At 62.0% G+C, this 5949-nt stretch carries 6 protein-coding genes; 2 read left to right on the forward strand and 4 right to left on the reverse strand.

Translation table 11 applies throughout. The features are described 5' to 3' along the window. The 4 genes from ACM6IO_RS26580 to pedF form a co-directional block, all read right to left on the reverse strand. A partial coding sequence (locus ACM6IO_RS26580) for a quinoprotein relay system zinc metallohydrolase 1 (RefSeq protein WP_414912528.1) occupies nucleotides 1-930 on the reverse strand: 930 nt, incomplete at its 3' end. A 16-nt stretch (nucleotides 931-946) separates the two neighbouring features. Continuing rightward, a complete protein-coding gene (locus ACM6IO_RS26585) occupies nucleotides 947-1708 on the reverse strand; it encodes a quinoprotein dehydrogenase-associated SoxYZ-like carrier (RefSeq protein ID WP_414912529.1) in 762 nt (253 codons plus the stop codon). Further along, on the reverse strand, nucleotides 1705-2583 hold the full coding sequence (locus tag ACM6IO_RS26590) for a substrate-binding periplasmic protein (protein ID WP_414912530.1): 879 nt from the start codon (nucleotides 2581-2583) through the stop codon (nucleotides 1705-1707). Before ACM6IO_RS26590 ends, ACM6IO_RS26585 begins: the two co-directional genes overlap by 4 nt. A 3-nt stretch (nucleotides 2584-2586) precedes the next feature. Further along, on the reverse strand, nucleotides 2587-3048 hold the full coding sequence (pedF, locus tag ACM6IO_RS26595) for a cytochrome c-550 PedF (RefSeq protein ID WP_414912531.1): 462 nt from the start codon (nucleotides 3046-3048) through the stop codon (nucleotides 2587-2589). 254 nt (nucleotides 3049-3302) lie between these two features. Between pedF and exaA the strand changes: the two genes are divergently transcribed. Further along, nucleotides 3303-5195, forward strand: coding sequence for a quinoprotein ethanol dehydrogenase (gene exaA / locus ACM6IO_RS26600; RefSeq protein ID WP_223452663.1), 1893 nt, complete (start codon nucleotides 3303-3305; stop codon nucleotides 5193-5195). A gap of 98 nt (nucleotides 5196-5293) precedes the next feature. Continuing rightward, the gene (locus ACM6IO_RS26605; RefSeq protein WP_414912532.1) at nucleotides 5294-5941 is read left to right on the forward strand and encodes a pentapeptide repeat-containing protein; all 648 of its coding nucleotides are present in this window, start codon (nucleotides 5294-5296) and stop codon (nucleotides 5939-5941) included. Nucleotides 5942-5949 lie beyond the last annotated feature (8 nt).

A 5949-nucleotide genomic window follows, 5' to 3' on the forward strand; every position in this document is an offset into this window, starting at 1 on the left:
CAGGTTTGAGTCAACGCGTTTCATTTGTGTGCGCTCGTAGCGCGGATAGAGATGGCTGACGCTACGGATCAGTTCGTAGCGACTCAGGCTGATCCCGGCGAAACGTTCGGGAATCGGGCTGCGGATCATCTCGGCCATGTCGCTGCCGTTGGCCGCACCCTCGCGCATCAACTGGTCGAGCCAGCCGAGGTAGTCACGCATTTGTTCGAACGGTTTTGCATCCGTGGCCACCGGGCCGTGACCGGGGATAATAAGCGTCCACGCCAACCCCTGAAGCGTGGCGATGTCCGCTAGCCACACCGACAACCCCGGACTGTTGGGCGTGGTCAGCGCCCGCTGGTAAAACACCAGATCCCCGGCAAACAGCACGCCGGTTTGCTGGTCGAGAATAGCCAGATCCGCGCCGGTATGCCCACCCAGGCTCAGCAGGCGCAGATCGTGATCCCCAAAATTTCGCACGCCGGGCGTCAGCGTCTCGGTCGGCAACACCACTTCGGTGCCCCGCATCCAGTCGCCCACCAGCCGATACATGTTCTCGGCCATGGCGTCGCCCTGCTGCTTCAACAACTCGCAGGTGCCCGCGAGCGCGCCGATCGGCACATCGCTGAAGGCCTGATTGCCCAGCACATGATCGGGATGATGATGGGTCAGCAACACCTGGATCACCGGTTTGTCGGTGGTCGCAGCAATGGCTTTGCGCATCGCTTCGCCGTATCGCCTGGACGGCCCGGTGTCGATCACCACCACGCCGCGTTCGGTGACGATGAACGCGGTGTTGACGATGTTGCCACCGTTGGTCTTGGCAAAATTGTCGGTACTGCCTTCCAGCAGCCAGGTGTCGGCGGCGATCTGCCGGGGCTTGAGTGAATAGTCGAGTTCGGCCAACGCCGGAAGGCTCAGGCTGATGAACAACAGCAGCATCCAGCGCATCACGCGCTCCTTTGAGTCAGGGTATGGCCGCATCAAATTCGTTGCCGCTGTTGTCGCGCAGCAACAGGCGCGTCTGCCCTGCCCCTTCGATGTCGAAGGCCAGGTTGGGGTTTTCGCTGACGGCGGGAAACAGTTCGAGGCGGGCCAGCACTTGATCGTTCTGATCCCGCAGCTCGGCATGGTTGATGAAGAATTCCGGGATACCGCCGACCATGCCGTTATCCATCGGGTGCGCCACCTGCAAACGCAAGCGGTTGAACTCGCCACGGGGATAACGTCCGCCAAGCACTTCGCCGATGTGCTCTTCCCAGCCCGGCTGGGTGCGCACCACGCTCGGCGCCGTGCATCCGCCGCCCGCCGCATCGATCAGGGTCGAGCCGACATGCCACACACCGTCGCGAGTCAGGACGGCCGCGCGCAGCGGGGTGGCTTGTTCGACACGAATGCGGATCGACAGCCAGGGCAACACCCGATCCAGCGGCTGGAAATCGACAATCTTCGGCAAAGGATTGAGCTCGGCCCAGGCGAGGATTTTCACCACCTCGCCCTTGAACGCTCGGGCATCGATTTCCAGCGGCACTTGCCGGGCGTCTTCGGCGAACGGCGGCGCCAGCAGCTTGACCCGCTCATCAAACACGAACGGCGCATCGCCGAGCATCTGCTTGTGATAGAAGGCCCACATCACCGACGGCACCGGGTCTTTGCCCGGCGCGATGTCTGCCGCGTGCGCGGACAAGGGTAGCCAACAGGCCAACAGACAACACGCGCGCCAGTTCACTGTTGATACATCTCCGGGACGTCATAGCGCAGGCCATAACGGGCATAAATGGCTTTCACCGAACCCTCGCGGATCAAGGCTTCCAGCGCCTCTTCCACGGCATAGGCCAATTGCCGGTTGCTCTCGTGCACGGCCATGCCGATTTCCCAGAGTTGCTTGCCCATGTTCGGGTAGGCGTTTTCCGCCAGCGCCACTTGCGGGTCGGCGGCCTCATGAACCTGCCAGTCGATCTCGCCGCGCATGGCCATGACCGCGTCGACTTCGCCCGCCTTCATCGCCGCGAACGCTTGGGGCACGCCGGGGTAGTGATGGGTTTTGCTGGCGAGCATGCCGTTGAACACCGAGGTCAGGTAGAACGACGGCACACTGTCGACCTCGACGCCGATCGGGTGATGCTCGAACACGGCGACGCTGGCCACCGATTCCAGTCGACGACGGTCATAGGCGACTTGCCATTGTTCGTTCTGATACGGACCGAACATCACCACATGGCTGTTTTCCAGTTCGCCCAGTTCGTTGCGTTTGCGTGCGTAATCCTGGTCATAGGGCACGCGCATCATCAGGTCGGCCAATTGCAAATCGTGCAACGGACTGGCGCGCCAGATGTAGTCGCGCAGGTCGTCGTCGAGCTTCTCGCCGGCGGGCGCCCAGATCAGCGTCAGTCGCACGCCAAGCGCTTTGGCCAGCGCCTCGGCGAGGTCGACATCGACGCCACGGGGTTGGCCGGCGTCGTCGAAACTGTAGGGGGCGAAGTCTTTGTAGACCGCCACTTTCAGCTCCCCGGCGGCGATCATTTCGTCATAGCTGCGGACCTGCGCCTGCACCGTCTGGCAGCACAGCAACACAGCGCTGATCAACACCGCGAGCAGGCGCATGCATTACTCCTCGACGCGGACGCTGTCCAGGTAAGTGCGCACCGCCCACAGGGCTTCCTGGCTCAGGTAATCCGCCATTTTCGGCATGTACACCCGGCCGTCACGCACCGCGCCATGGCGCACCCGTTCGACGAACCATTCATCACCGGCCTCGCCGACATCGAGCATGCGCAAATCAGGCGCGATGCCGCCGGACTTGGCTTCCAGGCCATGACAGGCCGCGCAGTTCTGGTTGTAGGCCGATGAACCGATCTCGACGGCCTTATCGTGTTCCGGGGAAGTGCGGTAAGGGTTCACCGCCGCCCATCCATCGCCATCGAGTTGCACGCCGGCGTCCTTGATCGGGGTCAGTCCCTGGGTTTCGACGGCTTGTGGCACGACATTGCCGTGAGCCAAGACCGAACCTGCACTGATGAAGCCGGCCAGCAGGCCGGCAACGAGCAAGGCGTTGCGTTTTGTTGTCATTGTTATGCCCTCAGGATTGCACGCAAAACCTCTTTACAGAGGCTATGGCGGCCATCTTAGGAAGCGCTTCGCACAAGCCCCATGCTGCTTTGGTGGTCGCCACCCAGTACCTTGGTAGTAGGGCTTGCGACGCACATCCAAATCAGGTGCCGCCTGGGAAATTTTCCCGGCAACAGCGGGACTTTTTCCGTATTCGGCACCCCGTCGGACGCACCACCCTGTGCAGGCCAAAACCTCCACTGGGAACTGCAACCATGACAATAAGATCGCTACCCGCCCTTTCCCCTTTGACCCTCGCCGTGCAAGCCTTTTTGCTGGTGAGCAGCCTGTCCCTGAGCGCTGCCAGCCAAGCTGCAACCGCGCCTGCCACACCGACGCACAACGTGAGCTGGGAAGACATTGCCAACGATCACCTGACCACCAAGGACGTTCTGCAATACGGCATGGGCACCAACGCCCAGCGCTGGAGCCCACTGGCCCAGGTCAATGACAAGAACGTGTTCAAGCTGACACCGGCCTGGTCCTACTCCTTCGGCGATGAGAAGCAGCGCGGCCAGGAATCCCAGGCCATCGTCAGTGACGGCGTGGTGTACGTCACCGGTTCGTACTCGCGGGTATTTGCCCTCGACGCCAAGACCGGCAAGCGCCTGTGGACCTACAACCATCGCCTGCCGGACAACATTCGTCCGTGCTGCGATGTGGTCAACCGTGGCGCGGCGATTTATGGCGACAAAATCTACTTCGGCACCCTCGACGCGCGACTGATCGCGCTGGACAAGAACACCGGCAAAGTGGTCTGGAACAAAAAATTCGGCGACCACGCCGCCGGTTACACCATGACCGGCGCCCCGGTGCTGATCAAAGACAAGACCAGCGGCAAGGTGCTGTTGATCCATGGCAGTTCCGGTGATGAGTTCGGTGTTGTCGGGCAACTCTATGCCCGCGACCCGGACACCGGCGAAGAAGTGTGGATGCGACCTTTCGTCGAAGGCCACATGGGCCGCTTGAACGGCAAGGACAGTACGCCGACCGGCGACGTCAAGGCGCCGTCCTGGCCGAACGATCCAACTACTGAAACCGGCAAGGTCGAAGCCTGGAGCCACGGCGGCGGCGCCCCTTGGCAGAGCGCCAGTTTCGACGCGGAAACCAACACCATCATCGTCGGCGCCGGCAACCCTGGCCCGTGGAACACCTGGGCGCGCACCTCCAAGGATGGCAACCCGCACGATTACGACAGCCTCTACACTTCGGGCCAGGTCGGCGTCGATCCGAGCACCGGCGAGGTGAAATGGTTCTACCAACACACCCCGAACGATGCCTGGGATTTCTCCGGCAACAACGAGCTGGTGCTGTTCGACTACAAGGACAAGGACGGCAAAACGGTCAAGGCCACCGGCCATGCGGACCGCAACGGTTTCTTCTACGTGGTCGACCGCAACAACGGCAAATTGCAGAACGCCTTCCCCTTCGTCGACAACATCACCTGGGCCAGCCACATCGACCTGAAGACCGGGCGGCCGGTCGAGAATGAAGGCCAGCGTCCGGCCAAGCCGCTGCCGGGGGAAACCAAGGGCAAACCGGTGGAGGTTTCGCCGCCGTTCCTCGGTGGCAAGAACTGGAACCCGATGGCCTACAGCCAGGACACCGGGCTGTTCTACATTCCGGGCAACCAATGGAAAGAGGAATACTGGACCGAAGAGGTCAACTACAAGAAAGGCTCGGCCTATCTGGGCATGGGTTTCCGCATCAAGCGCATGTACGACGATCACGTCGGCACCTTGCGGGCGATGAACCCGACCACGGGCAAAGTGGTGTGGGAGCACAAGGAACACTTGCCGTTGTGGGCCGGCGTGCTGGCGACCAAGGGCAACCTGGTGTTCACCGGCACCGGCGACGGTTTCTTCAAGGCCTTCGACGCGAAAACCGGCAAGGAGCTCTGGAAGTTCCAGACCGGCAGCGGCATCGTCTCGCCGCCGATCACCTGGGAACAGGACGGCGAGCAGTACATCGGCGTGACCGTCGGCTATGGCGGCGCGGTGCCGTTGTGGGGCGGCGACATGGCCGAGCTGACCAAACCGGTGGCTCAGGGCGGGTCGTTCTGGGTGTTCAAGATTCCGAGCTGGGATAACCAGACCGCGAAACGCTGATGCCCCCATCGCCAGCAAGCCGGCTCCTACAGACGTGCGCAACCTGTAGGAGCCGGCTTGCTGGCGATAACGCCCTCCCCGACAACGAGAACTCCGCCATGAAATACCTGCCTCTAATGTTATTACTCGCCGCCCTTCCGGTTTTCGCGGACGACAGCGACGACGCCCCCCTGATCATCAACGGCTGCACCCTCGCCGAACACAGCCAGTGCCCCGGTGCCAATCTCAAAGGCGCCAACCTGAGCAATCAGGACCTGCGCAACATGAACCTCAGCGGCGCCGACCTGCGCGACGCCGACTTGCGTCACGCCCGCCTCGACCTCGCCAACCTGGAAAAAGCCCAACTGCAAGGCGCCAACCTGACCCGCGCCAGCCTGCAACAAAGCAACCTGCGCCTGGCCGACTTCAGCGGTGCCACGTTGATGGCGGTCCAGGGCTGGGGCTTGTTTGCCCAGGGTGCGCAGTTTCAGGACGCCAACCTCAGCGGCGCCTACCTGCAATTCGCCCGCCTCTCCGGCGCCAAACTGCACAACGCCAACCTGCGGGCGGCCGACCTGGAAATGACCTGGTTGAGCAAAGCCGACCTCAAAGGCGCGAATCTCAGTGATGCCAATCTGCAGGAAGCCAAGTTCGGTGAAAGCAACCTAGAACAGGCAAACCTCAGCGGTTCGCGTCAGCATTATGCGAACTTTCAGGATGCGAATATGGAAGGCTGCATCGGTTGCCCGACGACGTGGAACAAATAACACCTCCC

This window comes from Pseudomonas sp. IT-P44, assembly GCF_949768225.1.
GTDB lineage: Bacteria > Pseudomonadota > Gammaproteobacteria > Pseudomonadales > Pseudomonadaceae > Aquipseudomonas > Aquipseudomonas migulae.

Bases quoted from the DNA above. Each gene is read 5' to 3' on its own strand.
- ACM6IO_RS26590 (WP_414912530.1), bottom strand. From the start codon at position 2,583: ATGCGCCTGCTCGCGGTGTTGATCAGCGCTGTGTTGCTGTGCTGCCAG.
- pedF (WP_414912531.1), bottom strand. From the start codon at position 3,048: ATGACAACAAAACGCAACGCCTTGCTCGTTGCCGGCCTGCTGGCCGGC.
- exaA (WP_223452663.1), top strand. From the start codon at position 3,303: ATGACAATAAGATCGCTACCCGCCCTTTCCCCTTTGACCCTCGCCGTG.
- ACM6IO_RS26605 (WP_414912532.1), top strand. From the start codon at position 5,294: ATGAAATACCTGCCTCTAATGTTATTACTCGCCGCCCTTCCGGTTTTC.